Below are 25,221 nucleotides of genomic sequence, written 5' to 3'. Positions count from 1 at the left end.
CTGTACTGTCTGCACATCCGTGTCTGCCCGTAGTACGTCAGGGCGGAACGCCGGGTACGCGCTCCCGATCCGACGGAGCGGTCCCGGGGATCCGGCCGGCCGCCTCTTGTCAGTGGTGGCTGTTTTACTGGCAGGCACTGGTGCACTACGCATCACAACCCTCCTGCCACGGAACGACCGTGGCCGCTGAGTCCAGAGGAGGTGGGTTCCACATGCGTCACTACGAGGTGATGGTCATCCTCGACCCCGATCTCGAGGAGCGCGCTGTCTCCCCGCTGATCGAGAACTTCCTTTCCGTCGTCCGCGATGGCGGCGGAAAGGTCGAGAAGGTCGACACCTGGGGCCGTCGTCGTCTCTCGTACGAGATCAAGAAGAAGCCCGAGGGCGTCTACTCGGTCATCGACCTGCAGGCCGAGCCTGCGGTCGTCAAGGAGCTCGACCGCCAGATGAACCTGAACGAGTCGGTCCTCCGGACCAAGGTCCTCCGTCCCGAGACCCACTGAGCTCTCCCGCTCAGCTGATCCCGGGATTCGAGTAGCAGCACCCAGCAGCCAGCAGCACACCCGCCGAGAGGTTCCCCCATGGCAGGCGAGACCGTCATCACGGTCGTCGGCAATCTTGTCGACGACCCCGAGCTGCGCTTCACCCCCTCCGGTGCGGCGGTCGCGAAGTTCCGTGTCGCGTCCACGCCCCGCACCTTCGACCGCCAGACGAACGAGTGGAAGGACGGCGAGAGCCTGTTCCTGACGTGCTCGGTCTGGCGTCAGGCGGCGGAGAACGTCGCCGAGTCGCTCCAGCGAGGCATGCGCGTCCTCGTGCAGGGCCGGCTGAAGCAGCGGTCCTACGAGGATCGCGAGGGCGTCAAGCGCACGGTCTACGAGCTGGACGTCGAGGAAGTCGGCGCCAGCCTGCGCAACGCCACGGCCAAGGTCACCAAGACCACGGGTCGCGGTGGCCAGGGCGGTTACGGCGGCGGGGGCGGCCAGGGCGGCGGCGGCTGGGGCGGCGGCCCCAGTGGTGGCGGCCAGGGCGGAGCTCCGGCCGACGACCCGTGGGCGACCGGCGCTCCCGCCGGTGGCAACCAGGGCGGCGGCTGGGGCGGCGGCTCCGGCTCCGGCTCCGGCGGCGGTGGCGGCTACTCGGACGAGCCCCCCTTCTAGGGCGTCCGGCCGGGTCTTCGGACCGGGCCGGACCGCCGAGGGTGGGCCGTACCCCACACTTCTTGATCACACAGGAGATACACCATGGCGAAGCCGCCTGTGCGCAAGCCGAAGAAGAAGGTCTGCGCTTTCTGCAAGGACAAGGTCAAGTACGTGGACTACAAGGACACGAACTTGCTGCGGAAGTTCATTTCCGACCGCGGCAAGATCCGTGCCCGCCGCGTGACCGGCAACTGCACGCAGCACCAGCGTGACGTCGCCACGGCCGTCAAGAACAGCCGTGAGATGGCGCTGCTGCCCTACACCTCCACCGCGCGATAAGGGAAGGGTGAGCCACACATGAAGATCATCCTTACCCACGAGGTCTCCGGCCTCGGTGCCGCGGGCGACGTCGTCGACGTCAAGGACGGCTACGCTCGCAACTACCTGATCCCGCGGAAGCTCGCGATCCGCTGGACCAAGGGTGGCGAGAAGGACGTCGAGCAGATCCGTCGTGCTCGCAAGATCCACGAGATCCAGACCATCGAGCAGGCCAACCAGATCAAGGCCCAGCTCGAGGGTGTGAAGGTCCGCCTGGCCGTCCGTTCGGGCGACGCCGGCCGTCTCTTCGGTTCCGTCACCCCGGCCGACGTCGCCTCGGCGATCAAGGCCGCCGGTGGTCCGGAGGTCGACAAGCGCCGCATCGAGCTCGGCACGCCGATCAAGACCCTGGGCGCCCACGAGACGTCCGTGCGTCTGCACCCCGAGGTCGCCGCGAAGGTCGACATCGAGGTCGTCGCGGGCTGATCACCGCGCTCGGCTCGAACAGCTGAAGAAGAAGGGCCGTACCCCGGCGGGGTACGGCCCTTCTTTTTTGGCGGTGTTCCTGGCGCCCTGCCGGAGACGGGAGCGGCGGCGCTTTCCATCGCAGGCGCCGCGTTCCACGTGAAACGGCGGCCGGTCGCGACGGTCAGCGGGCCGCGCCCGTCACCAGCCACCGCCCGGAGCGGGCACGCAGCCAGAGAGTGATCAACCGTACGGTCATCATCAGCGTCATCGCTCCCCAGAGCGCGGTGATCCCCCCACCGAGGGCCGGCACCAGCAGAGCGGCCGGGGTGAAGACCGCGAGCGTGAGCAGCATCGCCCAGGCCAGGTACGGGCCGTCGCCCGCACCCATGAGGACGCCGTCCAGGACGAAAACGACGCCGCAGACCGGCTGGGAGAGCGCCACCACGAGCAGCGCCGGCAGGGCGGCGTCCTGCACGGGGGAGTCGGAGGTGAACAGCGGCAGGAAGACCGGCCGGGCCACGATCACCAGGAGACCGAGGACCACGCCGACCGCGATGCCCCACTGCACCATGCGGCGGCAGGCGGCCCGGGCTCCCTGGGCGTCGCCGGCCCCCAGACAGCGCCCGATGATCGCCTGCCCGGCGATCGCGATCGCGTCGAGTGCGAAGGCCAGCAGACTCCACAGCGACAGGACGATCTGGTGGGCGGCGATGTCGGCGTCGCCCAGGCGCGCGGCCACCGCCGTGGCGATCATCAGGATCGCCCGCAGCGAGAGCGTCCGGACGAGCAGGGGTGCGCCGGCCTGCGCGCAGGCTCTGATCCCCGCCATGTCCGGGCGCAGTGAGGCACCGTGCCGGCGAGCGCCGCGGACGACCACGGCCAGGTAGACGGCGGCCATGCCCCACTGGGCGATGACAGTGCCCCAGGCCGAGCCCGCGATGCCGAGGCCGGCGCCGTAGACGAGACCAGCGTTGAGGATGGCGTTGGCCACGAAGCCGCCGATGGCGACGTAGAGCGGTGTCCGGGTGTTCTGCAGTCCTCTGAGGACGCCCGTCGCGGCCAGCACGACGAGCATGGCGGGGATGCCCAGAGCGGAGACGCGCAGATAGGTGGTCGCGTACGGAGCGGCCGTGGACGAGGCACCGAAGAGTTCGACCAGGCCTCGTGCGCCGGGCAGGACGACCGCGATGACGACGGCGCCGATCAGGAGCGCCAGCCAGACGCCGTCCATGCCCTGGCGGATGGCGGCCTGGAGGTCGCCCGCACCGACACGCCGGGCGACGGCCGCGGTGGTGGCGTAGGCGAGGAAGACGAAGACGCTGACGGCCGTTGTCAGAAGGGCCGAGGCGACACCGAGGCCGGCGAGCTGCGCCGTGCCGAGATGGCCGACAATGGCGCTGTCGGCCATGACGAAGAGCGGCTCGGCGACGAGTGCGCCGAAGGCCGGAACGGCGAGCGCGACGATCTCGCGGTCGTGCCGGCGCCGCACGGCGGCAGGGCGTACGGGAGCCTGTGTCATGGCCACCAATCTAATCGTCCACAGGTAAGAGATGCAACGTAAGGTCACCCCTTACTTTGTCGTGCGCGGCCCACGCCGGTGCGCGGCGTCCGGAGCGATCTTGATCCGACCGGGGAAGTTTTTCTCCTGCACAGCCCGTGGATCGTGAACCCGCAGGTCAGGGCGGTTGGGTTGGAAGAGGCGAGGGCTTGTTCACAGCCCTGTCCACCGGGTCGTGCACAGGTTTCGCGGAGTTCTCCACAGCATCGGCCCGCTCGTCCACATGGCCTGTGGATAACCAGATTGGCTGACGGTGCCCGGGGGCCTACCGTGGTCCGGCGCCCGCTCCGTCCGCCGGCCTCCACAGCGTCGTTCACCTGACGCGCCAGAAGCGGAGCCGGGCCTCTTAAGTGTCAGTGCCGTGCCGTAGGAAAGAGAGGCACGGCGAGGTCCGCTCGGCGGACGGGAGGAGGTCGCTCGGTTGAGCATTTCCGAGCCCTTGGACGACCCGTGGGCCGACAGCGGTCCGAGTGATCGTCTGCCCGCCAGCCGCCGACGCCCCGACGGGGGACGGGGCCGCGACGAGCAGCACGACCGCGGTCGGGACAGCGGTGCGTGGGACGGCGCGAGCGCCTCCTTCGAGCGGGTCCCGCCGCAGGACCTGGACGCCGAGCAGTCCGTCCTCGGCGGGATGCTCCTGTCCAAGGACGCCATCGCCGACGTCGTGGAGATCCTCAAGGGCCACGACTTCTACAAGCCCGCGCACGAGACGATCTACCAGGCGATCCTCGACGTCTATGCCAAGGGGGAGCCCGCCGACCCCATCACGATCGCCGCGGAGCTGACCAGACGCGGTGAGATCAACAAGGTGGGCGGCGCCTCCTATCTGCACTCCCTGGTGCAGACGGTGCCGACGGCGGCCAACGCCGAGTACTACGCCGAGATCGTCCACGAGCGTGCCGTCCTGCGGCGCCTGGTCGAGGCCGGCACGCGCATCACGCAGATGGGCTACGCAGCCGACGACGACGTCGACGAGATCGTCAACCGGGCCCAGGCGGAGATCTACGCGGTCACGGAGCAGCGCACCAGCGAGGACTACCTGCCGCTGGGCGACATCATGGAGGGCGCCCTCGACGAGATCGAGGCGATCGGTTCCCGCAGCGGGGAGATGACCGGGGTCCCCACCGGCTTCACCGACTTCGACTCGCTGACGAACGGTCTGCACCCGGGACAGATGATCGTCATCGCCGCCCGTCCCGCGATGGGCAAGTCGACGCTCGCGCTCGACTTCGCCCGTGCGGCCTCGATCAAACACAATCTGCCGAGTGTCATCTTCTCGCTCGAAATGGGCCGCAACGAGATCGCGATGCGTCTGCTGTCCGCCGAGGCCCGCGTTGCGCTGCACCACATGCGGTCGGGCACGATGACCGACGAGGACTGGACCCGGCTGGCCCGTCGGATGCCGGACGTGTCGGCCGCTCCGCTCTACATCGACGACTCCCCGAACCTGTCGATGATGGAGATCCGCGCGAAGTGCCGCCGTCTGAAGCAGCGCAACGATCTGAAGCTGGTCGTCATCGACTACCTCCAGCTGATGCAGTCGGGTGGTTCCAAGCGTGCCGAGAGCCGCCAGCAGGAGGTTTCGGACATGTCCCGGAACCTGAAGCTGCTCGCCAAGGAACTGGAGGTCCCGGTCATCGCGCTCTCCCAGCTCAACCGTGGTCCCGAGCAGCGCACCGACAAGAAGCCGATGGTCTCCGACCTGCGCGAGTCCGGTTCCATCGAGCAGGACGCCGACATGGTCATCCTGCTGCACCGTGAGGACGCCTACGAGAAGGAGTCTCCGCGCGCCGGCGAGGCCGACCTGATCGTCGCCAAGCACCGCAACGGCCCGACGGCGACCATCACCGTCGCCTTCCAGGGGCACTACTCGCGGTTCGTGGACATGGCCCAGACCTGATCGGCGCGTGCGGGGTCTCGCATCCCTTCACGAGTGTTGCGGACGGCGCCACGAGCAAGGCCGGGGCTCGCGTCGGAGTCGGTACGCGCTCTGGCTACGACGGGGAGACCGTTGAGGTAGTGGAGACGGTACCGACCACGCCGGGCAACGAACCGCACTCAACGCCTCGTTTCATACCTGCTCAGGATCACGCCGCCAGGAAACGTCCGGGTCTCCACCAGGTTCAGGTTCACCCAGTTGTCCAGCGCGGTGAAGAACGGCGTGCCGCCGCCCACCAGGACCGGAGCGGTGGCCAGCACCCGCCGGCGCTGGGAGTCGTTCAGTCCCGGTCCCTCGGGCCCGATCAGCACCGCGGGCCGGCGGCCGGCACCGGCAGGGAGTGCGAGGTGCCCGATCATCGTGGGGCCGTCGGCCGGGTATGCGGCCGTGCGCGTGGTGACCGTCGTCATCAGAGGGAGCTGTAGTGACTGCCGAGCCCGGCCGGCCCGGTCTCGGCCGTCGGCAGAACGGTGCGTGGGTGCGCCCAGGGGCGGGCACGGCACCGCCCCATGACGGATGACCTGCCCTGACCCGCACGCGCTGACGCGCGCCGCTCAGACCCTCGCACTCGACGTGCGCTGCCCCGCGGGATGGACTGTGCGCATGACGAGTACTCAGGAAGATCTGCTGCCCGGCACGCGCCGGGCCCTGTTGCACCGGATCGCCGTCGCCCAGAGCGAAGGGCGCGCGCCGTCACTGGTCGCTGCGGTCGTCCGGGGCGGCCGCGCGGTGTGGCACGGGACGCGCAGCATGAGGGACGGGCACGCTCCCGACGAGGACGTGCAGTACCGGATCGGCTCGATCACCAAGACGTTCACCGCCGTTCTGGTGCTGCGGTTGCGGGACGAGGGCGTCCTCGATCTCGGGGATCGGCTGGAGAAGCACCTGCCCGGAACCGGAGCGGGGCAGGCGACCATCGCCGAGCTCCTGGCGCACACCAGTGGGCTGGCGGCCGAGACGCCCGGGCCCTGGTGGGAGCGGACCCCGGGGTCGCTGCGTCCGGACCTGGCCGATCTGCTCGGTGAGCAGTCCCTACGGCACCCCGCGGGCCGGCGGCACCACTACTCGAACCCCGGATACGCCCTGCTGGGCGCGTTGGTCGAACAGGTACGGGGTGCTTCCTGGGAGGAGGTCCTCCGGCGGGAGGTGCTTGAGCCACTGGGGCTGGCCCGGACGACTGTGCGCCCGCGGGCCCCGCATGCGGGCGGCTGGGCCGTCCATCCCTGGGCCGATGTGATGCTGCCCGAGCCGGCCGAGGATCTGGGCCGGATGGCCCCCGCCGGGCAACTGTGGTCCACCACCGGTGACCTGGCGCGCTTCGCGGCATTCCTTGCCCACGGTGACGACCGGGTGCTCGGTGCGGAGTCCGTGCGGGAGATGCGGACGCCCGCGGCTCCGGCCGAGGTGGCCGACGTGGTGGACGGTGCGACGTATGGACTCGGCCTGCAGATCCAGCACTGCGGCGGCCGGGTGCTCGTGGGGCACTCCGGATCGCTGCCGGGTTTCCTGGCGAACCTCACCGTCAGCGTGGAGGACGACGTGGCCTGTGTCGTCCTGGCCAACTGCACCTCGGGCCCCGCGCTGTCCGCGGTCGGCGCCGACCTGGTGCGCATCGTCGCCGAGGCCGAACCGCGTATGCCCGGACCGTGGCGGCCGCTGCGGGACGCCGACCCGGCGGTGCTGGAGTGCGTGGGGCAGTGGTACTGGGGCACGCAGGTCTTCGCGCTGCGGTCGACGGCCGACGGCCTCGTCTCACTGGAGCCGTTGTCCGGCAGGGGGCGCCGGTCACGGTTCCGGCAGAACGGCGACGGCACCTGGACGGGCCTGGAGGGGTACTACGCGGGCGAGCTGCTGCGGGCCGTGCGGCGGCCTGACGGATCGGTGAGCCACCTCGACCTCGGTTCCTTCGTCTTCACCCGCCAGCCGTACGACGAGTCGGCACCCCTGCCCGGAGGAGTCGACCCGGAGGGGTGGCGGGGCATCGGCTAAGGGCTGTCCGCCGGCCTTGTGAAGGCGTCCTGTTTCACGTGGAACAGGACGCCTTACCGGTGCGTCGGCTGGTCCGCGCTCGATCGCCCCGGCGCACGAAGCCGAGGTCCCGCGCCATGAGGTCCCGCGCTTCGGAGCGAGGTCAGAGCTGGAGCTTGAAGCCCACGTGCGAGGCGGTGAAACCCAGCCGCTCGTAGAAACGGTGGGCACCGGTGCGGGTCACGTCCGAGGTCAGTTGCACCAGCCGGCAGCCATGGTGCCGCGAGGCGTCGATCGCCCATTCGATGAGCAGGGTCCCCAGGCCGCTGCCGCGCTCGTCGGCATGCACACGCACGCCCTCGATGATCGCCCGGGTGGAGCCCCGCCGGGACAGTCCGGGGATGATCGAGAGCTGAAGCGTGCCGACGACGCGTCCTTCGCGTACCGCGACCATCAGGTGCTGGTTCGGATCGCTGTCGAGCCGAGCCAGTGCGGCCCGGTACGGAGCCAGGTCGTCCGGCGACTCGCGCCGCGCGCCCAGTGGATCGTCCGCGAGCAAGCCGACGATGGCGGCGACGTCGTCGGCGACGGCAGGCCGTATGTCGAGATCTCCCATGGTTCGCACCCTACGCGGGGCGGTCACCACCGTCAGGGTCACACCGGGGCAGGGACGTGGAGCGACTGCACGGCCCGGACCAGCGGCGCGAGGTCCGGGTTCTTCGCGGCCTCGTCGAGTGCCTCGCGCAGCGCGCCGTCATTGGTGGGCCGGGCCTGCTCGAGGAGCTTGAGGCCGGACTCGGTGACGTTGGTGTAGATACCGCGTCGGTCGGTGGGGCACAGATAGCGCTCCAGCAGACCCCGGTCCTCGAGCCGGGTGACCAGCCGGGTGGTGGCGCTCTGGCTGAGGACGACCGCGTCGGCCACCTGCTTCATCTGCAGATGACCGCCTTCCCCCTCGTGCTGTCGGCTGAGCACGTCGAGCAGGGAGTACTCGCGCACACTCAGATCGTGCCCGGCCTGCAGGGCGCGCTCGATGTGTGCCTCGATCCTGCCGTGCAGCAGGGAGAGAGCGGACCAGCCCTGGGAGAGGGCGGTGAGCGGGGGATCCGTAGCTGTCATGGGGGCTTCCTCCGTCCCGATGCTGGCTACCAGGATAGGACAACGCCGCAATAGCCTCCATCCGCACATAACAGGCGTATGCAAGTAATGGCCGTGGCCGCACGGGTGGCGACGCCGGGCGCGGTCCGTTCCGGCGTGGAGCGACCGAGTACCATCTCGGCCGAGCCGGTGACCTTGAAGCCGAGCTCCTCGGGCCGCCCGTGTCAGTCCGGAAGGTCAACCCAGGTCGGGGGCGTGCATGGCCCGGACGCCCTCGATATTGCCGTCCAGGTAGTGCCGCAGGGACAGCGGCACGAGGTGGACGGACGCGATGCCGACCCGGGTGAACGGCACCCGCACGATCTCGTACTCGCCGGCGGGCTCCTCCACCTCCGGTCCGTGCCGCAGGGACGGGTCCATGGACTCCAGGCGGCAGACGAAGAAGTGCTGCACCTTCACACCGGTCGCCCCACCGTCCTCCCCGATGTGCTCCACCGTGTCCACGAAGCAGGGCACCACATCGGTGATCTTCGCACCGAGTTCCTCGTGGACCTCGCGGTGCAGAGCGTCGACGACGGTCGTGTCCCCCGGTTCCACTCCGCCCCCGGGCGTGACCCAGTAGGGATCCACGCCGGGCTTGGTGCGCTTGATCAGAATCAGGTCGTCACCGTCGAGAAGGACGGCGCGGGCGGTGCGCTTGACCACGGGTCGGACGGTCATGGGAGAAATGTGGCCCAGCTGGTTCCACGTGAAACATCGCGGAACGTCACCGCAGGACCACCGATCGATGCCCCACAGGCGGAGCTCAGCACCAGCTCTTGGCGGCCTGCGACAGCCACTCGTGGGCCCTCGCGACGTGCGACACCGCCAGGGTGCCGCTGCGCACCACCAGGAAGTACGTCCGCAGCGGCGGCACCGCCGGTTCATGGAGGGCCACCACGTCGCGGCGCGCCAAGGCGTCCGCGCACAGATAACGGGGCAGCACGGCGAGCCCGGCTCCGGTTGCGGTGCAGGCGAGGACCGCGCGGAGATCGGGAACGATCACGGTGCCGGAGGGGGCGGGCCGGGAGTCGAACACGGCGGCCCAGTAGCGGGAGACGAACGGCAGCGACTCGTGGACCTCGACCACTGGAACGTGCTGCAGCGCGGGAGCGTCCACGCCGGGCACCGCCCGCGCACCGATCTCGTCCACCCACCGCTGCGCGGCGACCAGGACGTGCTCCTCGTCGCACAGCGCCGTGGCGGTGAGCAGCCCACCCCGGGGCCGGGCCGTACTGATGGCCAGATCATGGTGGCCGGCCGCCAGTCCCTCCAGCGTCTCCTCTGCGGTGCCGAAGGACGCGCGCAGGGCGAACGGCTGCCCGTCGTCACCGGTCAGCTCGGTGAGAGCGGGCAGCGCCCGCTCCGCCGTGAACTCAGGCGGTCCGGCCAGATGCAGGGTGCGTGAGGAGGACTCTTCGTCCAGCTCCGTCTCGGTGATCTCCACCAGGGCGTCGAGGTGCGGTGCAGCCTTGTGGGCGAGCTCGTCGCCGATGGGCGTCGGCGTCACGCCGCGGGCCCGGCGCAGGAACAGGGGCCGGCCCAGCTGACGCTCCAGCGTGCGGATCTGGGAGGTGACCGCCGGCTGGGAGAGGCCGAGCAGCGCGGCGGCGCGGGTGAAGGAGCCTGCCCGGTGCACGGTCACGAAGGTGCGCAGTAACGCCAGATCCATCGCGCTCCCCACCCTCTCGGCATCCTCGGTGTGCCACCGGTCCGCGCCCCACGCCGGGCGCCCCGCACCGCGCCCGGAACGTGCCCAACTATAAATATGTCGATAGGTCTCTGTCGCTACCGTGATTGGACACTGACAGAGAGTCAACTAGCCTTGGCCGGGCGGTTCTTCGCGCGCGGAAAACCGAGGACGGTCCGAGCCACGAGGGGGGAGGTTCGGACCGTCCGCCGTACTGCTCCGTACTGCTCCGGACGCCCTCGGGCACCCGGAGGCCGATCCGGGCGGGCGTGGACAGGACGGTCAGCCCGCCGACTCGTCCAGAGCCCGCAGCACATCCGCCACCAGGTCCGCGGAGTCCTCCGCCCCGACCGAAAGTCGGATGAAGCCCTCCGGCACCGCGTCACCGCCCCAGCGGCCGCGCCGCTCGGCGGTGGAGCGCACTCCGCCGAAGCTCGTCGCGTCGTCCACCAGGCGCAGCGCGTCGAGGAAGCGCTCGGCACGCTCGCGCGTGGGCAGCGTGAAGGACACCACGCATCCGTAGCCCCGCATCTGCTGCGAGGCGACCTTGTGCGAGGGGTCGTCGGGCAGTCCGGGATAACGCAGCCCGGTGACCTCGGAACGCTCGCGCAGGGCCGCGGCGAGGGCGAGGGCGGAGGTGTTCTGCCGCTCCACCCGCAGGTGGAGCGTCGCGATCGAACGGTGCGCCAGCCAGGCCTCCATGGGACCCGGGATCGCGCCGGCGATCTTGCGCCAGCGGCGTACGGCCGCCATCGCCTCGGCGTCCCGGCCGGCCACATAGCCCAGCAGGACGTCGCCGTGCCCGGTGAGCTGCTTGGTGCCGCTGGCCACCGAGAAGTCGGCCCCGAGCGCCAGCGGCCGTTGCCCGAGCGGCGTCGCGAGGGTGTTGTCGACGGCGACGAGGGCACCTTGCGCATGGGCGGCCTCGACCAGGTGCCGGATGTCGCAGACGTCGAGCCCAGGGTTCGAGGGGGACTCGATCCACAGCAGCCGTGCCCCGTCCAGCACCTGGAGCTGTGCGTCACCGCCGGTCGGCGCGGTACGCACCTCGATGCCGTACGCCTCGAGCTGGGCGCCTGCCAGCGGCAGCGCCTGGTATCCGTCGCTGGGCAGGACGACCGCGTCGCCGGCGCGCAGCTGCGAGAAGAGCACCGAGGAGACGGCAGCCATGCCGGAGGCGAAGACCAGCGTCTCCACGCCGTCCTGACCGGGGGACTCCAGCTCGCCGATGGCGCGCTCCAGCAGCGTCCAGGTCGGGTTCTCGTCGCGGCCGTAGGTGTACGGGCCCGTGGGCTCGCCGGGCAGATGGAAGTGGGCGGCGAAGACCGGTCCCGGGAGGGTCGGTTCGTGCTTCACCGGCGCGGGCAGGCCGGCCCGCACCGCGCGTGTGCCGTCGCCGGAGCCGGCGGAGCCGCTCTTCGCGGTCCCGCCGCCCTCGTTGTCCCTGGCGGAGTCGTTCATGCCGCCGTCCCTCCAGACGTTCTCGTGCCGCGGCGAGCGGACCGGGGCTCGCCGCCCTCCACCTTCTCAGGACATCGCGGACGACGGGGACGCGGTGGGACCCGTCGCGCCTTCACAGCGCTGCAGTGTGCTGCGCGCCGACGGCGGTCCGGGCGTGTCAGTCCTCGTCCGGCAGGGCGAGGTTCAGGACCCAGGAGACGACCGAGACGATCAGGCCGCCGAGGACGGCGGTCCAGAAGCCGTCGACGTGGAAGCCCAGGTCGAGCTCGCCGCACGCCCACGAGGTCAGCAGCAGCATCAGCGCGTTGACCACCAGAGTGATCAGCCCGAGCGTCAGGATGAACAGCGGCAGTGTCAGCACCTTGACGATGGGCTTCACCACCAGGTTGACCAGCCCGAAGACCAGAGCGACGGCGACCAGGGTGCCGATCTTCCCGCCGGTGCTGTCACCGGTCAGTGTGATCCTGTCCAGGAGCCAGACGGCGACCGCGAGGGCACCCGCGTTGGCGATCGTCTTGACTATGAAATTCTTCATGTGTCTGATCGTGGCAGACGAGAGCGGCACCGAGCACGGGCGAGGCGATGAAGGCATTCCGGCTGGACGAACTGGAAGCGGAGCGAGCCGCCAACGAGGGCGCCTACCTTCAGTTCCTGCGGGAGCGGAACATGTCGGTCGGCCTGTACGCGTTGAACGCGGGGGAGCACGACCCGCAGAAGCCGCACCACCAGGACGAGGTCTACCTCGTCGTCAGCGGCCGCGCCTCCCTCACGGTCGGCCTGGAGACGACCGAGGTGGCGCGCGGCAGCGTGGTCTACGTGCCGGCCGGAGTCGCCCACAAGTTCCACCGCATCAGCGAGGACCTGCGGGTCCTGGTGGTGTTCTCTCCGCCGGAAGCCTGAGGCGCGGGCCGGCAGCCCCTAGGGGACCGGTCAGGGGAGGACAAGGGATGCGAGGTCCCCGCCACACCCCCGGCCACCCCTAGCATCGGATGCAGGACGTCAGGAGCTGCCGACGGCTGGACCGCCGGGCTTCCCACAGGACCCGGCACAGCGGCGGGCGGAGAGGTGAGGACGAGAGCGATGCGAGAGATCTTCGCGGGTCTGCCGTGGTGGGTGAAGTGGGTCGTGGTGCCGGTCATCGCCCTGGTCGTCTTCGGCAGCCTGATAGCGAGCGTGGTCCACTTCGTGGTCTACCTGCTGTTCAAGGCACTGGTCTTCGTGGCCCTGGTCGGCGGGGTGATCTACGTCGTGCGGAAGGTGATGGCGAGTTCGTCCTCGCGCAGCGACTGGTGAGCGCCGTGGTGCGCCGGTGAGCGGTAACAGGAATCGCCGGTTCCCTCGCGGGGGGGAAGTTTGCGCGACGGACCGCCTGCGAGCGGTGGCAGGCGGATAGGGTCCGGGAATCGACGCGGGGCCGGCCCCGCGGGCGGCGTACCCCTCACCGTGTTCCCCGCACGGCTGCCCTCTCGCTCCGGAGTGACCCTTGGCCACGGTTGACACCGCACCCGCACCACGGCAGGCATCCCCCGCGCCCGGGGCGTCGGCGCCCTCCGTGGCACTGCCCGCCCAGCCGCGCTCCGGGGCGGGCGCGGAAGGGTCGCGTCCGAGTGTCCCGGGACAGCAGCGCTCCGCCCAGACCCTCATCGGGTCGGTCCAGCGCGCGATGCGCCTGCTGGAGACCGTCGCCCGGCACGAGCACGGCGCACCGGCCAAGCAACTGGCCCGCGAGACCGGTCTCGCGCTGCCCACGGCTTACCACCTGCTGCGGACCCTGGTGCACGAGGGGTACCTGCACCGCGACCGCGGGCTGTTCTTCCTGGGCGAGGCCGCCGAGCGGCTCAGTAGCAGCGGAGCGGAGCAGAAACGTCGCAGCACCCTCGTCGACACGCTCGCCCGATGGCGTGATCTGATCGGTGCGCCGCTGTACTACGCGGTGTACCGCGACGGCGAGATCGAGGTCGTGTGCGTCTCCGACACCCCGGGAAATCCGGCGGCACCGGAGTGGGCCGACTTCCGCGAGACGGGCCACGCCCACGCGATCGGCAAGTGCCTGCTGTCCCAACTGGACGACGAGGCCCGCCGTGACCACCTCGCACGCCATCCGGTGCGTTCGATCACGCCCTACACGGTCCGGGACGAGCACTCCTTCCTCCGCCGTCTGCAGCGGACGGGACGCATGGAGCCCGTGACCGAGCGGCAGGAGTACGCACTGGGGACGGTCTGCGCGGCGATCCCGGTGACGGTGGGCACGACCGCCGCGACGCTGGCCCTCTCCCTCCCCGCCCACCAGGCCGATCGCCTGCTGCCCGCGGCCCACCAACTGCAGAGCGAGGCGGGGCGCCGGCTCGGCTCCCTGGCCCTCTCTATCAGCATCTGAAAACTCACTCCTTGTGATCTCTTGTGCACGTTCAGCAAGATGCCACAGTGTTTATGGGGATGATTCCCGGCCAGTCGACGGCAGATGACGGGGTAGCGATGCGCGAGTCCGTACAGGCAGAGGTCATGATGAGCTTTCTCGTGTCGGAGGAGCTCTCCTTCCGCATCCCGGTGGAGCTGCGGTACGAGACCTGCGATCCCTATGCCGTCCGGCTCACTTTCCATTTGCCGGGGGACGCTCCGGTGACCTGGGCCTTCGGGCGTGAACTGCTGATCGACGGTGTGGGGACGCCGTGCGGCGACGGCGATGTGCGGATCTCGCCCGCCGGCACCGATGCCCCGAACGAGGTGCTGATCCGTCTTCAGGTCGGCGGCGACCGCGCCCTGTTCCGCTCGTCGACGGCCCCGCTGGTGGCCTTCCTCGACCGTACGGACAAGCTTGTGCCCCTGGGCCAGGAGGGGGCGCTCGCCGCCTTCGACGCCCATCTCGACGACGCGCTCGACCGCATCCTGGCGGAGGAGCAGAGCGCCGGCTGAGGCGCGCGGCGGCGACGGGGCGTGCGGTGGCGTAACGCTTCAGCGCCCTGCCCGCCCTGCCGGTCAACCGTCCCCGGGTCCTGCCCGTCCCGCCCGTCCGGCCGATGCGGTTCGTTCCGCTCGTTCAGTGCTTGCGGCGCCGGCCCCTCCCGCCACGCGCCGGAACCGGCTCCGCGCCCGCCGTCGACCGCGACGGTGGCCCCGGTCGGTCGGCGGACACCACCAGAGCGGCGAGCGCGGTGGTGACCGGTACCGAGGCGACCAGGCCGATGGAACCCACCAGGGTGCGCACGATCTCCTCGGCGACCAGTTCGCTGTTGGCGACCGTGCCGACGCTGCTCTGCGCGATCGAGAAGAGCAGCAGCAAGGGCAGCGCGGCACCGGCGTACGCGAGGACGAGGGTGTTGACGACGGACGCGATGTGGTCCCGCCCGATCCGTATGCCCGCCCGGTACAGCGCGCGCCGGCCCATCGCCGGGTTTGCCTCGTGCAGCTCCCAGACCGCCGACGTCTGCGTCACCGTCACGTCGTCGAGGACACCAAGGGAACCGATGATGACGCCGGCGAGCAGCAGACCGCTCATGTCGATCGACGGATACAGGCCGTGGATCAGACCGGTGTTGTCGTCGGTGTTGCCGGTCAGCGCCGCCCAGCCGATGAACAGCGAGCCCAGGACGCCGATCAGCACCAGCGAGACGAGAGTGCCGAGCACCGCGACGGAGGTGCGGGCGGACAGGCCGTGACACAGGTAGAGGGCGATCAGCATGATGGCGCTCGACCCCACCACCGCCACGACCAGCGGGTTCGAGCCCTGCAGGATCGCGGGCAGGATGAAGAAGTTCAGCACCAGGAAACTGATGGCGAGCGCGACCAGTGCCATGACCCCCCGCATCCGCCCGACGACCACGACCGCGAGCGCGAAGACGCCGGCGAGCAGAGCCATGGGGAAGCCCCGGTCGACATCGGTGACCGAGTACTGCAGGTCCTTCGGCGCGGAGGGCTCGTAGGCGACCACGACCTCCTGCCCCTGGCGCAGCTGCCGCGACTGGTCGGGCTGCACGATCTCGGTGAACGTACGGCCCCTGTCCTGCCCCGTGTCGACCCGGATCGTCGCCTTCTTGCAGGTGGCGGAGTCCTGTTGCCGCGCGGCCGAACCCGCGCCCTGCGGGGCGGTACCGCCGGGCGCACCCCCGGAGGCGTGTACCGACGTGCAGCTCACCTCGACCACCGTGGTGACCGTGGCGTGCTGGGTCTGCCGGTCGAAGCCGACGCCGGTGCGTTCGTGCGCCGGGGCGCCGCCGGGCCAGAACACCCCGAGCCCGATCAGCACCGCGGCGCCGAACGGAATGAGGATCGCCGCGATCACCTTGCGCAGGTGTTTCGACACGGGGGCGGCGGGACCATGGCTGTGACTGTGGCCGTGCGCGTGCGGGTGCTGCCGGCCGTCACCGGGCCCATGGCCGAGGTCCTGGACGCGTCCGTCACCCTGCCCTGCGCTCCCGTCGGCACCCTGCCCGTCGCCGCGTCCGTCACCGGGCCCGTGTCCGAGCGCGTCCGGGCCGGGGCCTCCCGCTGGGCCGTCGCCGGCGCCCGGACCCGTGCCGCCTGCAGAGCCGTGGCCGCGCCGGGGCCCGGGCGGGGGGAAGGGGAACTGCTGTGTCGAGGTCACCGCCCGATCATCGCAAGACCGGCGGGGCCCTCTGTTCACCGCGCCCGAAATGGCGCTAGCGTGGTGGCACCTTTGCACACGCGGGAGCTCGGAGCACCGGGCTGAGAGGACGCTGACCTCCGTCTTCGCGATGTTTCACGTGGAACGAGCGATATTTCACACGAAGCACCGGCAGACGGAAGCTGCTGCGTCGACCGCCGAACCTGTTACCGGGTAATGCCGGCGTAGGGAGTAGGTCTCATGACCAACAAGGACGCACGCACGCCTGCCTCCACGCAGATCTCCAGCGACGCAAGGACCAGTGGGTCCGTCGGCTGGCACAAGGCGTACGTCGAGGGCTCGCGCCCCGACCTGCGGGTGCCGGTCCGTCAGGTCCACCTCACCAACGGGCAGTCCGTCACCCTGTACGACACATCCGGCCCCTACACCGATCCACTCGTCGACACCGACGTCCGCAGGGGACTGCCGCCGCTGCGGGAGAACTGGATCGTGACCCGCAGCGACACCGAGGAGTACGCGGGCCGTCCCGTCCAGCCCGAGGACGACGGGATCAGGCACACCTCGCCGCGAGGCGGGCTGCGCAACCTCGACGCGGTCTTCCCCGGACGGCCTCGCCGGCCACGCCGCAGCCGCGGAGGGCAGGCGGTGACACAGCTGGCGTACGCCCGCCGCGGGGAGATCACACCAGAGATGGAGTACGTGGCCATCCGGGAGAACGTGAGCCCGGAGGTCGTACGCGAGGAGATCGCGGCGGGTCGCGCGGTGCTCCCCGCCAACGTCAACCACCCGGAGAGCGAGCCGATGATCATCGGCAGGCGCTTTCTGGTGAAGGTGAACGCCAACATCGGCAACTCGGCGGTGACGTCCTCCATCGAGGAGGAGGTCGAGAAGATGACCTGGGCGACCCGCTGGGGCGCCGACACGGTCATGGACCTCTCCACCGGCCGCAACATCCACACCACCCGCGAGTGGGTGCTGCGCAACTCCCCCGTCCCCATCGGCACGGTGCCGCTCTATCAGGCTCTGGAGAAGGTCGACGGCAGGGCTGAGGAACTGACCTGGGAGGTCTACAGGGACACAGTCATCGAGCAGGCCGAGCAGGGCGTCGACTACATGACCGTCCACGCCGGCGTCCGCCTCGCCCACGTTCCGCTGACCGCCGACCGCAAGACCGGGATCGTCTCGCGCGGTGGATCCATCATGGCCGCGTGGTGCCTGGCGCACCACAAGGAGTCGTTCCTCTACGAGAACTTCGAGGAGCTCTGCGAGATCCTCGCCGCCTACGACGTGACCTACTCCCTCGGTGACGGTCTGCGGCCGGGTTCGATCGCCGACGCCAACGACCAGGCGCAGTTCGCGGAGCTGCGCACCCTCGGGGAGCTCAACCGGGTCGCGAAGCGGCACAACGTCCAGACGATGATCGAAGGCCCGGGACATGTCCCGATGCACAAGATCAAGGAGAACATCGACCTGCAGCAGGAGATCTGCGAGGAGGCTCCGTTCTACACGCTCGGCCCGCTGACGACGGACATCGCGCCGGCGTACGACCACATCACCTCGGGCATCGGCGCCGCGATGATCGCCTGGTGGGGTACGGCGATGCTCTGCTACGTCACACCCAAGGAACACCTGGGCCTGCCCAACCGTGACGACGTCAAGACCGGCGTCATCACCTACAAGATCGCCGCCCACGCGGCCGACCTGGCCAAGGGGCACCCCGGGGCGCAGGAGTGGGACGACGCGCTGTCCGACGCCCGCTTCGAGTTCCGGTGGGAGGACCAGTTCAACCTGGCCCTCGACCCGGACACGGCACGGGAGTTCCACGACGAGACGCTCCCGGCGGAGCCGGCCAAGACGGCTCACTTCTGCTCGATGTGCGGCCCGAAGTTCTGCTCGATGAAGATCAGCCAAAGCATCACAGAGCGGTTCGGTGGTGGCGCGGCTGAGGGGGCGTCGCCCGAGGAGGTGGCTGAGGGGATGCTCCAGAAGTCCAAGGAGTTCGCGGAGGCGGGCAACCGGGTGTACCTGCCGATCGCGGAGTGACGACGGTCCGTGGCGGTGCCCGCCCGAGGTGGTGGGCGGAGGGCGAGCACCGCCACGGGCCCGCCGCTGCGGGCCCGGAGTCCGGCGCGAGCACCCCTGGGGGAGTGCGCCGGGCCGGTCACTCCGGCTGGTGTTCCGGCCCGCCGAAGTCCGGGCTGGTGAAGTCGGGACTGCTGTAGCTCGGACGGGAGCTCGGTACGCCGTCGTGGGGACTGCTGAAGCCGGGACGGTCGTAGCCGAGCTGCGGTATGCGGCCGCCCGGTGCGGCCGGGGTGCTCCGGTGCTCCGCGGCGGAGCCGGGGTCGGCCAGCGCCTCGCGCAGGAACGGCAGGATGCCGCGTTCCAGCAGCGCCTCGCGCCAGGCCTCCCTGGCCCGGGCGACCTCCTCGGCGAGGGCGTCGTAGGACGCGCTCTGGAACGAGGGGCGGTTGCGCAGGGCGGTGAGCAGCAGCCCCGCGCCGGCGACGAGGATCGCCGCCGCCGTCAGGGCGCCGAACACCCAGCCCGCGGTGATCATGGTCTGGGCGAACGCCGGGGCGGGGTCGAGCATCCTCAGGACGTATCCGACGAGCAGGAAGATGGCCGCCGCGGTGCCGGCGAGGACGGGCGCGAGGACGGCGACCACGGCCACGGCCCCCGCGCCGGCCGTGTCGGCGACCTCTCCCGCGGTGGTGGCGAGCCCCACCGCACCCGGATCGGCGGGAGCGGTGCCGCGGACGGTCGACGGGGCGGACGGCGACGCCGGATTCCGCAGTTCCGCGCGGACCTCGACGTAGTGCTGGTACTCGCTCGCCGCGGCCGCCGTGATGAAGGCGGTGGCGCTGAGTGCCATGGTGCGCAGCTGTGCGATGGTGAGCCGCTGTCCGGCAGCGGCCAGTTCCGCTCGGTGCGGTGCGGAGCGCAGCGCCTCATCGAGGACCCGCTCGTACTCCTGGCGGTCCTCGCTCAGCAGGTGCTGCGGAACGCTGTTCATGTGCATCCCCCGATGCTCCGTAGGGCTTGGGGCTCGCACGGCGACGAGCCGTCGGGCAGAAACGGAGGGGAGCCTGCTACGGATAAGCCGATGGTAGAGCGGGGGCGGCTCGCGGTGACAGGGGGTTTCCAGAAATTGGGTGCCGACCTGCGCGGACGCCCGCGACACGGCGAGCGCCCGGCGAATCGTCAGGCGTCCAGGGGCAGTTGCTGGACCAGCAGCTTCCCGGCCATGGTCACGCCGCCGTCCATCGCGATGGCGAGCCCGCCTGCGTACACGTGCGGTCCCTCGACGATGGGGCCGGTGCCCTCCTCGCCGTCCTCGGAGCCGACCTCGCCGAGGAGATAGGGGATGGGGCTGTGCCCGTGAACGACACGGGTGCCGCCGTACGTATCGAGCAGGGAGCGCACGGCGTCCGCGCCGCCCTCGTCGCGGAAGGAGAAGCGCTTGGTGAACTTGCGGAACAGGTCCCACACCTCGTCCGCGTCGTTGCGCGTGAGCGTCTCGCGGACGGTGTCGTTGACCGCTTCGATCGAGTCGCCGTAGTCGAGGTAGGCGGTGGTGTCGGAATGGACGAGCAGGTAGCCGTCGACCTCCTCGACGGCGTCCAGGCGGGCCATCCACTGCAGGTGGTGGTCCTGGAGGCGGTCCATGTCGCTCTTCTGGCCGCCGTTGAGCAGCCAGGCCGCCTGGAAGGTGGCCGTGCCCGCGCCGGAGTTGACGGGGGTGTCGCCGAACCGCTTGGCGCCGAGCAGGAGAAGTTCGTGGTTGCCCATGAGGGCCTTGCAGTAGCCGCCGGCGGCGGCCGCCTCGGCGGACAGCCGCATGACGAGGTCGATGACACCGATGCCGTCCGGGCCGCGGTCGGTGAAGTCGCCGAGGAACCACAGCCGCGCGGTGCCCGCGCACCAGTTGCCGGCGGAGTCGACGAGCCCCTTCTCCCGCAGGGCGGCGAGCAGCTGGTCGAGGTAGCCGTGCACGTCGCCGACGACGTAGAGGGGGCCGGGGCCGGTGGCGGACTGCTGAGCCGGGACGGCGGCCGGGTCGACGGTCACCTGGAGGGGGTCGCCCGGCTTGATGACCGGCAGGTCGCGTTCGGTGGGCGTGTACCCCTCCGGGTAGCCCTCCTCGACCGGTGGGAGGGTCGGGGCGGGGTGGGCGCCGTGGGCGTACGGAGCGGTCTCGTGGACGTACGCGGGTACCCGGAAGTCGCGTAGCGTCGCCGTCCGCTCCACCTCGGGTCCCTGACCGGCCCCCTGAGTCATCGACCCCTCCACCATCGCGCCGCAGCTGCACCGCTTCGGACTGCCTGGTCGCAGCGGCCCGCGGTGTCGTGGGCCCATCATAGGAACGCGGATCGCGCCGTGTGATGACCCAGGGGTGGTGAATCGGAACGGGACTCCTGTTTCACCGCCGCTTTCGCCCCGATTGGCAGGGCTTCGGCCGTCCCGCGTTCGCCCGGGGACGGGACGCCGGTCCGATTGACGCTTCTGCCGGAGCCGTGGCGCGGCGGCCGGGAGACGCCCCCGGAAACCCGCCGCGCCGCGTCGGCCCCGCCTCCGCGAGAGCCGGACCGATCCGAACGACGGGGCCTAACGCCGCTCCGGCCCCCGCGGCGGGCTGACCGTGGTACGGGGCGGGCGTCGCTGGGAGGACGTGCGCACGATCAGCTCGGTCGGTATGACCTGCTCGACCGGCTCGTCCCCCTGGACTCCCTCGATCGCGTCGATGAGGAGCTGCACCACCGCCGTGCCGATGCGGCGCGGCTTGAGGGAGAGCGTGGTGATGGGCGGCTCGGTGTTGGCGTACACGGTGGACTCGCTGCAGCACACGAGCAGCAGGTCGTCGGGAACGCGCAGGCCGTAGCGGCGGGCCGCGGCGAGCAGGTCGGTGCCGTTCGGGTCGAACAGGCCGTAGACGGCGTCCGGGCGGTCGGGGCGGGCGAGGAGGCGGTCCGCGGCGACGGCGCCCGCGCACGGGTCGTGCGCCGGGTAGGCCTCGTACACCGGGTCCTGTCCGACGCGCTCGCACCAGCTCAGGTAGGCGGTGGTCGACAGGTGGGTGTACGTGTCCGTCGTGGTTCCGGTGAGCAGGCCGATCCGGCGGGCGCCGGCCTCGGCGAGGTGGTCGAGGATGCCGAGGACGGCGGCCTCGTGGTCGTTGTCGACCCAGGCGGTGACGGGCAGCGCGCCGGCCGGGCGCCCGTCGCTGACGACCGGTAATCCCTGGCGGACGAGCTCGCTCACCACCGGGTCCTGGTCGGAGGGATCGATGACGACCGTGCCGTCCAGGGCGACGTTCGACCACACGTCGTGGCGCGAGGTGGCGGGCAGGATGACGAGGGCGTAGCCGCGGGCGAGCGCGGCCGAGGTGGCGGCACGGGCCATCTCGGCGAAGTAGGCGAACTCGGTGAAGGTGAAAGGTTCATCCCCGTACGTGGTCACGGTCAGGCCGATGAGGCCCGACTTGCCGGTACGGAGCGTGCGGGCCGCGGCCGAGGGGCGGTACCCCAGCCGGTCGGCGACCTCGCGGACATGGCGTCGGGTGGCGTCCGGGAGCCGGCCCTTGCCGTTGAGGGCGTCGGAGACGGTCGTGATGGAGACCCCGGCGGCGGCGGCCACGTCTCTGATGCCCGCCCGGCCCGGCCGGCTGCCTCGCCGTGAGGTTCCCGCGCGGCTCACCTGGTGCTTCCCTGCTGCTGTCATGGCGAGCCGATAGTAGGGCTCCTGCGGTGGGGTAATGCGGACGCATATGCACGCGTTGACAGGCACGTTTCTGCATGATCATCAGCGGTCGGTTGCCTTGGAAACCCATCTCGTTAAACGATTCCATGGCAGGACGTGGTGCGGCGGCCCGTGTCGGCCTGTTGACCCACCGATGTCTCGAACAGGTCTCAACTCACCTGCATGGGGGATGCGCGCCACGGCGCGAGCCACCGGCGCGTAGATATATGTGTGACACGCCCCCCAATTCGTACGTGTTCGTATGCCGACGCCCCCGATGCCGGACCGAGGGGCCCGTCTGCGGTCCTTCCCCGGCCGATGGCCCCGACCCATACGCAGCAGCGCCGAATCCTCATAAGGTGAGCAGTATTGATGCCCGTGGTGGTCACGAGGAGGACTGCGGTGAGCGAGACGAGCCCGAAGCTGCGCGCCGAGCTGGACGGTATCCCCACCTACAAGCCGGGCAAGCCGGCTGCGGCCGACCGCCCGGCGACCTACAAGCTGTCCTCCAACGAGAACCCCTACCCGCCGCTTCCGGGTGTCATGGAGACGGTCACCGCGGCCGCCTGCACCTTCAATCGCTACCCGGACATGGCGTGCACGGCCCTGACGAACGAGCTGGCCGAGCGGTTCGGGGTGCCTGCCTCCCACGTGGCGACCGGCACCGGGTCCGTCGGCGTCGCCCAGCAGCTGATCCAGGCGACCAGCGGCCCGGGCGACGAGGTCGTCTACGCCTGGCGGTCCTTCGAGGCGTACCCGATCATCACGCAGATCAGCGGTGCCACCGCGGTGCAGGTGCCTCTGACCCCCGGTGACGTGCACGACCTGGAGGCGATGGCGGACGCCGTCACGGACCGCACCCGCCTGATCTTCGTGTGCAACCCCAACAACCCGACCGGGACCGTGGTGCGCCGGGCGGAGCTGGAACGATTCCTCGACCGGGTGCCCCGTGACGTACTGGTGGTGCTGGACGAGGCGTACCGGGAGTTCATCCGCGACCCGGAGGTGCCGGACGGCGTGACGCTGTACCGGGACCGGCCCAATGTCTGTGTCCTGCGCACCTTCTCCAAGGCCTACGGCCTGGCCGGGCTGCGCGTCGGTTTCGCGATCGCCCACGAGCCGGTGGCGGCGGCGCTGCGCAAGACAGCGGTGCCGTTCGGGGTGAGCCAGCTCGCGCAGGAGGCGGCCATCGCCTCGCTGCAGGCCGAGGACGAGCTGCTGGGACGCGTCGGTTCGCTGGTGTGCGAGCGCACGCGCGTGGTCTACGCGCTGCGGGCGCAGGGCTGGACGGTGCCCGAGACGCAGGCCAACTTCGTGTGGCTGCGGCTGGGGGAGCGCACGGCTGCCTTCGCGGTGGCGTGCGAGCAGGCAGGCGTCGTCGTGCGGCCCTTCCCGGGGGAGGGGGTGCGGGTGACGGTCGGTGAGACCGAGGCGAACGACATCTTCCTGAAGGTGGCGGAGGGCTTCCGCAGGCAAGCCGCCTGAACGACGGGGGGACGCGCCTCGGGAGTTCTCTTCCCGGGGTGTGCGTCCGCAGGCTTCGCGACCTGCGCTCGCGTGAGCGGCCGACGCGGGATTCGGACGAGTCCCCGTCGGCCGCTCGTGTGCTTTCTCAGGGCCGGATCAAGATCACCTGCTCTCGCGGGAGTGCCGGTCGACGAGGCGGTACCCCCCACCCCGCAACCTTCGAACGGCCATGCGTCATAATTGCTTGTGAATGTGAACGCGTTCACAAGCGCGTCCTTGTTCCTCCCGTGATGCGTGCTGCATCCGGGGCGAACCGGCCGTTGTGACCGCGGCGAGGTAAGGAGAGTGACGCGTGGACCTGGCACTGGCGCCGGAGACACTGGCGCGCTGGCAGTTCGGCATCACCACCGTCTACCACTTTCTGTTCGTCCCCCTGACGATCTCGTTGGCCGCCCTGACGGCCGGGCTGCAGACGGCCTGGGTGCGAACGGAGAAGGAGAGGTACCTCAGGGCGACCAAGTTCTGGGGCAAGCTCTTCCTGATCAACATCGCGATGGGTGTGGTCACCGGCATCGTGCAGGAGTTCCAGTTCGGCATGAACTGGTCGGACTACTCCCGCTTCGTCGGCGACATCTTCGGCGCACCGCTGGCCTTCGAGGCACTGATCGCGTTCTTCTTCGAGTCGACGTTCATCGGGCTGTGGATCTTCGGCTGGGACAAGCTGCCGAAGAAGGTTCACCTGGCCTGCATATGGATGGTGGCGATCGGCACGGTGCTGTCGGCGTACTTCATCCTCGCGGCCAACTCGTGGATGCAGCACCCCGTCGGCTACCGGATCAACCGGGCCAGGGGCCGCGCCGAGCTCACCGACTTCTGGGCCGTGCTGACCCAGAACACCGCGCTCAGCCAGGCCTTCCACACCCTGTCCGCGGCCTTCCTGACCGGCGGGGCGTTCATGGTCGGCATCGCCGCCTTCCACCTGGCCCGCAAAAAGCACGTGCGCGAGATGAAGACCTCGCTGCGACTCGGCCTGGTCACCGTCGTCATCGCCGGCCTGCTCACCGCCGTCAGCGGTGACGTCCTGGGCAAGGTGATGTTCAAGCAGCAGCCGATGAAGATGGCGGCCGCCGAGGCGCTGTGGGACGGACAGGACGGCGCGCCGTTCTCGATCTTCGCCTACGGCGACGTGGACAAGGGGCACAACAGCGTCGCCATCGAGGTTCCGGGCCTGCTGTCCTTCCTGGCCGACGACAACTTCACCTCGCACGTCCCCGGCATCAACGACGTCAACAAGGCCGAGCGGCAGAAGTACGGCCCCGGCGACTACCGACCCAACATCCCCGTCACCTTCTGGGGCTTCCGCTGGATGATCGGCTTCGGCATGGCGTCCGCCGCGCTGGGCGTGGCCGGACTGTGGCTGACCCGCAAGAAGTTCCTGCTGTCGCGGCATCTGCGGGTCGGTGACGAGGAGGTGCCGCACCTGGTCCTGTTCAGGAACAAGGCGCTCGGCCCGACACTCGCTCCCTGGTTCTGGCGCATCGCGGTCTGGACCCTGGCCTTCCCGCTGATCGCCAACTCCTGGGGCTGGATCTTCACCGAGATGGGCCGCCAGCCGTGGGTCGTGTACGGCGTGCTGCAGACGAGGGACGCGGTCTCCCCCGGTGTCTCCCAGGGTGAGGTGCTCACCTCGATGACCCTCTTCACGCTGCTCTACGCGATCCTCGCCGTCGTCGAGGTGAAGCTGCTCGTGAA

General features: G+C 70.3%; 24 protein-coding genes and 1 pseudogene. 13 read left to right on the top strand and 12 right to left on the bottom strand.

The genetic code is table 11. From position 1 onward, the window contains the following. The first annotated feature begins 212 nt into the window (after positions 1-212). The 4 genes from rpsF (at position 213) to rplI (ending at position 1,946) form a co-directional block, all read left to right on the top strand. Complete coding sequence (gene rpsF, locus ACWDNY_RS04540; RefSeq protein WP_030180853.1) at positions 213-503, top strand: 30S ribosomal protein S6; 291 nt, start codon at positions 213-215, stop codon at positions 501-503. Positions 504-581: 78 nt separating this feature from the next. After that, the gene (locus ACWDNY_RS04535; RefSeq protein ID WP_451644220.1) at positions 582-1,160 is read left to right on the top strand and encodes a single-stranded DNA-binding protein; all 579 of its coding nucleotides are present in this window, start codon (positions 582-584) and stop codon (positions 1,158-1,160) included. 84 nt (positions 1,161-1,244) lie between these two features. After that, positions 1,245-1,481, top strand: a complete 237-nt coding sequence (gene rpsR, locus ACWDNY_RS04530) for a 30S ribosomal protein S18 (RefSeq protein ID WP_451644219.1) — start codon at positions 1,245-1,247, stop codon at positions 1,479-1,481. An 18-nt stretch (positions 1,482-1,499) separates the two neighbouring features. Then, the gene (gene rplI / locus ACWDNY_RS04525) at positions 1,500-1,946 is read left to right on the top strand and encodes a 50S ribosomal protein L9 (protein ID WP_451644218.1); all 447 of its coding nucleotides are present in this window, start codon (positions 1,500-1,502) and stop codon (positions 1,944-1,946) included. Positions 1,947-2,109: 163 nt separating this feature from the next. Here rplI and ACWDNY_RS04520 read toward each other — a convergent pair whose 3' ends face one another. After that, positions 2,110-3,447, bottom strand: a complete 1,338-nt coding sequence (locus tag ACWDNY_RS04520; protein ID WP_451644217.1) for an MATE family efflux transporter — start codon at positions 3,445-3,447, stop codon at positions 2,110-2,112. 460 nt (positions 3,448-3,907) lie between these two features. On the opposite strand from ACWDNY_RS04520, the gene dnaB reads away from it, so the two are divergent. Beyond that, the gene (gene dnaB / locus ACWDNY_RS04515) at positions 3,908-5,386 is read left to right on the top strand and encodes a replicative DNA helicase (protein WP_451644216.1); all 1,479 of its coding nucleotides are present in this window, start codon (positions 3,908-3,910) and stop codon (positions 5,384-5,386) included. A 158-nt stretch (positions 5,387-5,544) separates the two neighbouring features. Here the strand turns inward: dnaB and ACWDNY_RS04510 are convergent. Continuing rightward, positions 5,545-5,793 (bottom strand): annotated as a pseudogene (locus ACWDNY_RS04510) (hypothetical protein); the annotation flags it as partial. Positions 5,794-6,028: 235 nt separating this feature from the next. Here ACWDNY_RS04510 and ACWDNY_RS04505 point away from each other — a divergent pair. Beyond that, a complete protein-coding gene (locus tag ACWDNY_RS04505) occupies positions 6,029-7,414 on the top strand; it encodes a serine hydrolase domain-containing protein (RefSeq protein ID WP_451644215.1) in 1,386 nt (461 codons plus the stop codon). A gap of 142 nt (positions 7,415-7,556) precedes the next feature. Here the strand turns inward: ACWDNY_RS04505 and ACWDNY_RS04500 are convergent, their stop codons facing one another. The 6 genes from ACWDNY_RS04500 to ACWDNY_RS04475 form a co-directional block, all read right to left on the bottom strand. Beyond that, entirely contained in the window at positions 7,557-8,009 is a 453-nt protein-coding gene (locus tag ACWDNY_RS04500) for an N-acetyltransferase family protein (RefSeq protein ID WP_451644214.1), read from the bottom strand. 38 nt (positions 8,010-8,047) lie between these two features. After that, positions 8,048-8,512 carry a MarR family winged helix-turn-helix transcriptional regulator gene (locus tag ACWDNY_RS04495; protein ID WP_451644213.1) on the bottom strand — a complete coding sequence of 155 codons (465 nt, stop codon included), beginning with the start codon at positions 8,510-8,512 and terminating at the stop codon, positions 8,048-8,050. A gap of 216 nt (positions 8,513-8,728) precedes the next feature. After that, positions 8,729-9,211 carry an NUDIX domain-containing protein gene (locus tag ACWDNY_RS04490; protein ID WP_451644212.1) on the bottom strand — a complete coding sequence of 161 codons (483 nt, stop codon included), beginning with the start codon at positions 9,209-9,211 and terminating at the stop codon, positions 8,729-8,731. Positions 9,212-9,296: 85 nt separating this feature from the next. Next, a complete protein-coding gene (locus ACWDNY_RS04485) occupies positions 9,297-10,202 on the bottom strand; it encodes a LysR family transcriptional regulator (protein ID WP_451644211.1) in 906 nt (301 codons plus the stop codon). A gap of 300 nt (positions 10,203-10,502) precedes the next feature. Then, on the bottom strand, positions 10,503-11,681 hold the full coding sequence (locus tag ACWDNY_RS04480) for a cystathionine gamma-lyase (RefSeq protein ID WP_451644210.1): 1,179 nt from the start codon (positions 11,679-11,681) through the stop codon (positions 10,503-10,505). A gap of 157 nt (positions 11,682-11,838) precedes the next feature. Then, positions 11,839-12,216, bottom strand: coding sequence for a phage holin family protein (locus tag ACWDNY_RS04475; RefSeq protein ID WP_451644209.1), 378 nt, complete (start codon positions 12,214-12,216; stop codon positions 11,839-11,841). A gap of 47 nt (positions 12,217-12,263) precedes the next feature. Between ACWDNY_RS04475 and ACWDNY_RS04470 the strand changes: the two genes are divergently transcribed. The 4 genes from ACWDNY_RS04470 (at position 12,264) to ACWDNY_RS04455 (ending at position 14,594) form a co-directional block, all read left to right on the top strand. Further along, on the top strand, positions 12,264-12,581 hold the full coding sequence (locus ACWDNY_RS04470) for a cupin domain-containing protein (protein WP_451644208.1): 318 nt from the start codon (positions 12,264-12,266) through the stop codon (positions 12,579-12,581). A 180-nt stretch (positions 12,582-12,761) separates the two neighbouring features. After that, positions 12,762-12,974 (top strand): DUF5326 family protein, encoded by a 213-nt coding sequence (locus tag ACWDNY_RS04465; RefSeq protein ID WP_451644207.1) that lies wholly within the window; start codon positions 12,762-12,764, stop codon positions 12,972-12,974. A 190-nt stretch (positions 12,975-13,164) separates the two neighbouring features. Then, on the top strand, positions 13,165-14,058 hold the full coding sequence (locus ACWDNY_RS04460; protein ID WP_451644206.1) for an IclR family transcriptional regulator: 894 nt from the start codon (positions 13,165-13,167) through the stop codon (positions 14,056-14,058). A 98-nt stretch (positions 14,059-14,156) separates the two neighbouring features. Beyond that, positions 14,157-14,594: an SsgA family sporulation/cell division regulator gene (locus ACWDNY_RS04455; protein WP_451644307.1), complete on the top strand. Its 438-nt coding sequence runs from the start codon at positions 14,157-14,159 to the stop codon at positions 14,592-14,594. A gap of 124 nt (positions 14,595-14,718) precedes the next feature. Here ACWDNY_RS04455 and ACWDNY_RS04450 read toward each other — a convergent pair whose 3' ends face one another. Next, positions 14,719-16,263, bottom strand: a complete 1,545-nt coding sequence (locus ACWDNY_RS04450; RefSeq protein WP_451644205.1) for a YibE/F family protein — start codon at positions 16,261-16,263, stop codon at positions 14,719-14,721. A gap of 240 nt (positions 16,264-16,503) precedes the next feature. On the opposite strand from ACWDNY_RS04450, the gene thiC reads away from it, so the two are divergent. Further along, a complete protein-coding gene (gene thiC, locus ACWDNY_RS04445; RefSeq protein WP_451644204.1) occupies positions 16,504-18,306 on the top strand; it encodes a phosphomethylpyrimidine synthase ThiC in 1,803 nt (600 codons plus the stop codon). Between the two features lie 118 nt (positions 18,307-18,424). Here thiC and ACWDNY_RS04440 read toward each other — a convergent pair whose 3' ends face one another. From ACWDNY_RS04440 to ACWDNY_RS04430, 3 genes are all read right to left on the bottom strand, one after another. After that, positions 18,425-19,285, bottom strand: a complete 861-nt coding sequence (locus tag ACWDNY_RS04440; RefSeq protein WP_451644203.1) for a hypothetical protein — start codon at positions 19,283-19,285, stop codon at positions 18,425-18,427. 182 nt (positions 19,286-19,467) lie between these two features. Further along, a complete protein-coding gene (locus ACWDNY_RS04435; protein ID WP_451644202.1) occupies positions 19,468-20,559 on the bottom strand; it encodes a metallophosphoesterase in 1,092 nt (363 codons plus the stop codon). A 312-nt stretch (positions 20,560-20,871) separates the two neighbouring features. Further along, entirely contained in the window at positions 20,872-21,984 is a 1,113-nt protein-coding gene (locus tag ACWDNY_RS04430) for a LacI family DNA-binding transcriptional regulator (RefSeq protein ID WP_451644201.1), read from the bottom strand. A 420-nt stretch (positions 21,985-22,404) separates the two neighbouring features. Between ACWDNY_RS04430 and hisC the strand changes: the two genes are divergently transcribed. Both hisC and ACWDNY_RS04420 read left to right on the top strand, forming a co-directional pair. Then, positions 22,405-23,487 carry a histidinol-phosphate transaminase gene (gene hisC / locus ACWDNY_RS04425; protein ID WP_451644200.1) on the top strand — a complete coding sequence of 361 codons (1,083 nt, stop codon included), beginning with the start codon at positions 22,405-22,407 and terminating at the stop codon, positions 23,485-23,487. A 334-nt stretch (positions 23,488-23,821) separates the two neighbouring features. Further along, positions 23,822-25,221 (top strand): cytochrome ubiquinol oxidase subunit I (locus ACWDNY_RS04420; RefSeq protein WP_451644199.1); only part of this gene is annotated, 1,400 nt, incomplete at its 3' end.

This window comes from Streptomyces sp. NPDC003697, assembly GCF_053587115.1.
This window is presented reverse-complemented; position numbering and strand designations above follow the sequence as displayed.

Excerpts from the sequence above, each read along its gene's own strand:
- rpsF (WP_030180853.1), top strand. The coding sequence starts at position 213 with ATGCGTCACTACGAGGTGATGGTCATCCTCGACCCCGATCTCGAGGAG.
- ACWDNY_RS04535 (WP_451644220.1), top strand. The coding sequence starts at position 582 with ATGGCAGGCGAGACCGTCATCACGGTCGTCGGCAATCTTGTCGACGAC.
- rpsR (WP_451644219.1), top strand. The coding sequence starts at position 1,245 with ATGGCGAAGCCGCCTGTGCGCAAGCCGAAGAAGAAGGTCTGCGCTTTC.
- rplI (WP_451644218.1), top strand. The coding sequence starts at position 1,500 with ATGAAGATCATCCTTACCCACGAGGTCTCCGGCCTCGGTGCCGCGGGC.
- ACWDNY_RS04520 (WP_451644217.1), bottom strand. The coding sequence starts at position 3,447 with ATGACACAGGCTCCCGTACGCCCTGCCGCCGTGCGGCGCCGGCACGAC.
- ACWDNY_RS04505 (WP_451644215.1), top strand. The coding sequence starts at position 6,029 with ATGACGAGTACTCAGGAAGATCTGCTGCCCGGCACGCGCCGGGCCCTG.
- ACWDNY_RS04500 (WP_451644214.1), bottom strand. The coding sequence starts at position 8,009 with ATGGGAGATCTCGACATACGGCCTGCCGTCGCCGACGACGTCGCCGCC.
- ACWDNY_RS04495 (WP_451644213.1), bottom strand. The coding sequence starts at position 8,512 with ATGACAGCTACGGATCCCCCGCTCACCGCCCTCTCCCAGGGCTGGTCC.
- ACWDNY_RS04490 (WP_451644212.1), bottom strand. The coding sequence starts at position 9,211 with ATGACCGTCCGACCCGTGGTCAAGCGCACCGCCCGCGCCGTCCTTCTC.
- ACWDNY_RS04485 (WP_451644211.1), bottom strand. The coding sequence starts at position 10,202 with ATGGATCTGGCGTTACTGCGCACCTTCGTGACCGTGCACCGGGCAGGC.
- ACWDNY_RS04480 (WP_451644210.1), bottom strand. The coding sequence starts at position 11,681 with ATGAACGACTCCGCCAGGGACAACGAGGGCGGCGGGACCGCGAAGAGC.
- ACWDNY_RS04475 (WP_451644209.1), bottom strand. The coding sequence starts at position 12,216 with ATGAAGAATTTCATAGTCAAGACGATCGCCAACGCGGGTGCCCTCGCG.
- ACWDNY_RS04470 (WP_451644208.1), top strand. The coding sequence starts at position 12,264 with ATGAAGGCATTCCGGCTGGACGAACTGGAAGCGGAGCGAGCCGCCAAC.
- ACWDNY_RS04465 (WP_451644207.1), top strand. The coding sequence starts at position 12,762 with ATGCGAGAGATCTTCGCGGGTCTGCCGTGGTGGGTGAAGTGGGTCGTG.
- ACWDNY_RS04455 (WP_451644307.1), top strand. The coding sequence starts at position 14,157 with ATGCGCGAGTCCGTACAGGCAGAGGTCATGATGAGCTTTCTCGTGTCG.
- thiC (WP_451644204.1), top strand. The coding sequence starts at position 16,504 with ATGACCAACAAGGACGCACGCACGCCTGCCTCCACGCAGATCTCCAGC.
- ACWDNY_RS04440 (WP_451644203.1), bottom strand. The coding sequence starts at position 19,285 with ATGCACATGAACAGCGTTCCGCAGCACCTGCTGAGCGAGGACCGCCAG.
- ACWDNY_RS04435 (WP_451644202.1), bottom strand. The coding sequence starts at position 20,559 with ATGGTGGAGGGGTCGATGACTCAGGGGGCCGGTCAGGGACCCGAGGTG.
- ACWDNY_RS04430 (WP_451644201.1), bottom strand. The coding sequence starts at position 21,984 with ATGACAGCAGCAGGGAAGCACCAGGTGAGCCGCGCGGGAACCTCACGG.